The 2,760-nt window shown below is 75.0% G+C and carries 2 protein-coding genes; both read right to left on the minus strand.

Annotated features, from left to right (window positions below):
- Positions 1 to 1,798: type I polyketide synthase (locus ACIRS1_RS38385; protein ID WP_402847307.1), on the minus strand; the 1,798-nt coding region annotated here is incomplete at its 3' end.
- Positions 1,799 to 1,915: 117 nt separating this feature from the next.
- Positions 1,916 to 2,760: beta-ketoacyl reductase (locus ACIRS1_RS38390; RefSeq protein WP_402847308.1), on the minus strand; the 845-nt coding region annotated here is incomplete at its 5' end.

Consider the following 2,760-nt stretch of genomic DNA (forward strand, 5'->3'; position numbering starts at 1 on the left):
CGCGGAAGGCGGGGGAGTGGGTGAGCAGGGCGCGGCCCATGCCGATCCATTGGGAGCCCTGGCCGGGGAAGACGAACACGGTGCGGGTGTCGGCGGTCCCGGTCGTCCCGGTGAACAGGGCGCCGTGCGTCCGTCCTTCGGCGAGGGCGTCGAGGGCGTCGCGTAGGTCGGTGGGGTCGGTGGTGACGACGGCGGCGCGGTGGGGGTGGGCGGTGCGGGTGGTGGCGAGTGCGTGGGCGGTGTCCGCGGGGCGTGCGGTGGTGGTGTCCAGGTGCGCGCGCAACCGGGCGGCCTGCCCGCCGAGCGCCGCCGCGTCACGGGCCGAGAGCGGCCAGATCAGGGGGGTGCCGGGATCCTCGGCGGTCTCGGCGGGGTCGACGGCCGCGGTGGTCTCACCGGGTTCGGCGGCTTCGGTGGCGGGGGCCTGTTCGAGGATCAGGTGGGCGTTGGTGCCGCTGATGCCGAAGGAGGAGACGGCGGCGCGGCGGGGGCGTCCGGTGTCGGGCCAGGGCTGGTGCTCGGCGAGGAGTTCGACCCGTCCGGCCGTCCAGTCCACGTGCGGGGAGGGCGCGTCCAGGTGCAGGGAGCGGGGCAGTTCGCCGTGTCGGAAGGCCTCGATCATCTTGATCACCCCGGCGACGCCGGCCGCGGCCTGGGTGTGACCGATGTTCGACTTGATCGAGCCGAGGTAGACGGGCACCTCGCGGTCCTGCCCGTAGGTGGCCAGGATCGCCTGGGCCTCGATCGGGTCGCCGAGCGTGGTGCCCGTGCCGTGTGCCTCGACCGCGTCGATCTGGGTGCCGGTCAGTTCGGCGTTGGCCAGGGCCTCCTGGATGACCCGGCGCTGGGACGGCCCGTTGGGGGCGGTCAGCCCGTTGCTGGCGCCGTCCTGGTTGACGGCGGAGCCGCGGATGACGGCGAGCACCGGGTGCCCGTTGCGGCGGGCGTCCGACAGTTTCTCCAGGACCAGCACGCCGACGCCCTCGGAGAAGCCGGTGCCGTCCGATCCGGCCGCGAACGGCTTGCAGCGGGCGTCCGGGGCCAGGCCCTTCTGCCGGCTGAACTCGGTGTAGACGCTGGGCCGGGCGATCACGGTGGCGCCGCCGGCCAGGGCGAGGGAGCTCTCGCCGGTGCGCAGCGACTGCAGGGCGTAGTGGATCGCGACCAGTGAGGAGGAGCACGAGGTGTCCACGGTGACCGCCGGGCCCTCCAGCCCCAGCACGTACGCCACCCGGCCGCTGGCCACGCTGGTGGTGTTCCCGGCCAGGAAGTAGCCCTCGTACTCGCCCGGGGCCTCGCCCGCCCGGGGTGCGTACTCCTGTGCGATGAGCCCGGTGAACACCGCCGTGCGGGAGCCGCGCAGGCCGGTCGGGTCGATGCCCGCCCGCTCGAGCGCCTCCCAGCTGGTCTCCAGCAGGAGCCGCTGCTGCGGGTCCATCGCGGCGGCCTCGCGGGCGCTGATGCCGAAGAAGGCGTGGTCGAAGTCGGCGGCGCCGTGCAGGAACCCGCCCTCGCGGATGTACGTCGTCCGGGGCTGCTCGGGGTCGGGGTCGTAGAGGGCGTCGAGGTCCCAGCCGCGGTCGTCGGGGAAGGGGCCGATCGCGTCCACGCCGTCCGCGACCAGCCGCCACAGGTCGGCCGGTGACTCGACCCCGCCGGGGAAGCGGCAGCCGATGCCGACCACGGCGACCGGCTCGTGGTCACGGGCTTCGGCCTCGCGCAACCGTCGCTTGGTCTGGCGGAGTTCGGTGGTCGCGCGCTTGAGGTACTCGCGCAGGGTCTCCTCGGTGCTGGCCATCTGTGGCGTCTCTCCCTTGGCGTGGGTCGGTTCGGTGGTTCGGCCGCCGGGGCCCGTCCGGCGGGATCCGCCCGGACGGGCCCTTGGTCCGGGCCGCGGTGTGCTGGTGAACTCCGGTCAGTCCGAGCCGAGTTCGCGTTCGAGCGCGCTGAGGAGCTCGTCGTCGTCGGCGCTGTCGAGGTCGACGGCGTCCTCGTCCTCGTCCGCGGCGTGCCGGGCGTCGTCCCAGCCGCGCAGCAGGGCGCGCAGGCGGGCGGTCACCTCGCTCCGGCCGCGGGGCCCGGGCCCGCCCTCCGGGTCGCCGTCGGCGAACTCGCCGAGCAGTTCCTGGAGTCGGGCGATCCCGTCCAGGACGGCCGCGTTGGCGGAGGCCGGCTCGGGGGCGAGTTCGGCGAGCACGGCGGTGGCCAGTTCTTCGGGGGTGGGGTGGTCGAAGACGAGGGTGGTGGGGAGGTGGAGTCCGGTGGCGGTGCGTAGGCGGTTGCGGAGTTCGACGGCGGTGAGGGAGTCGAAGCCGAGGTCCTTGAAGGGTTGGTCGGCGCCGAGCCTGCTGGGGTCGGGGTGGGCGAGGACGGTGGCCGCCTCGCCGCGCACCAGGTCGAGGACGACGCGCCGCTGCTGGGCTCCCGGCAGCCCGGTGAGCCGCTCCTTCAGGTCCGGCCCGGCCGTCGCGCGCCCGCCGGGGGCCGCCGCGGCCGCCTTGCGCAGGGGGGCCTGCAGCACGTCGCGCAGCAGGGCCGGCACCTCGCTCGCGCCGCCCCCGTCCAGCCGGAGCGCGGTGACCACCGGCAGGTGTGCGGCGAGGGCGTCGTCCAGCAGCGCCAGGCCCTGCTCGGTGCTGAGCGGCAGGACGCCGCCCCGGCTCATCCGGGTGTGGTCGGCGTTGGTGGTGAGGGTGCTGGTGTCGTGCCAGAGGCCGTAGGCGATGGAGGTGGCGGGTTGGCCGTGGGTGTGGCGGTGGT

Source organism: Kitasatospora sp. NPDC101176 (genome assembly GCF_044768035.1).
GTDB lineage: Bacteria > Actinomycetota > Actinomycetes > Streptomycetales > Streptomycetaceae > Kitasatospora.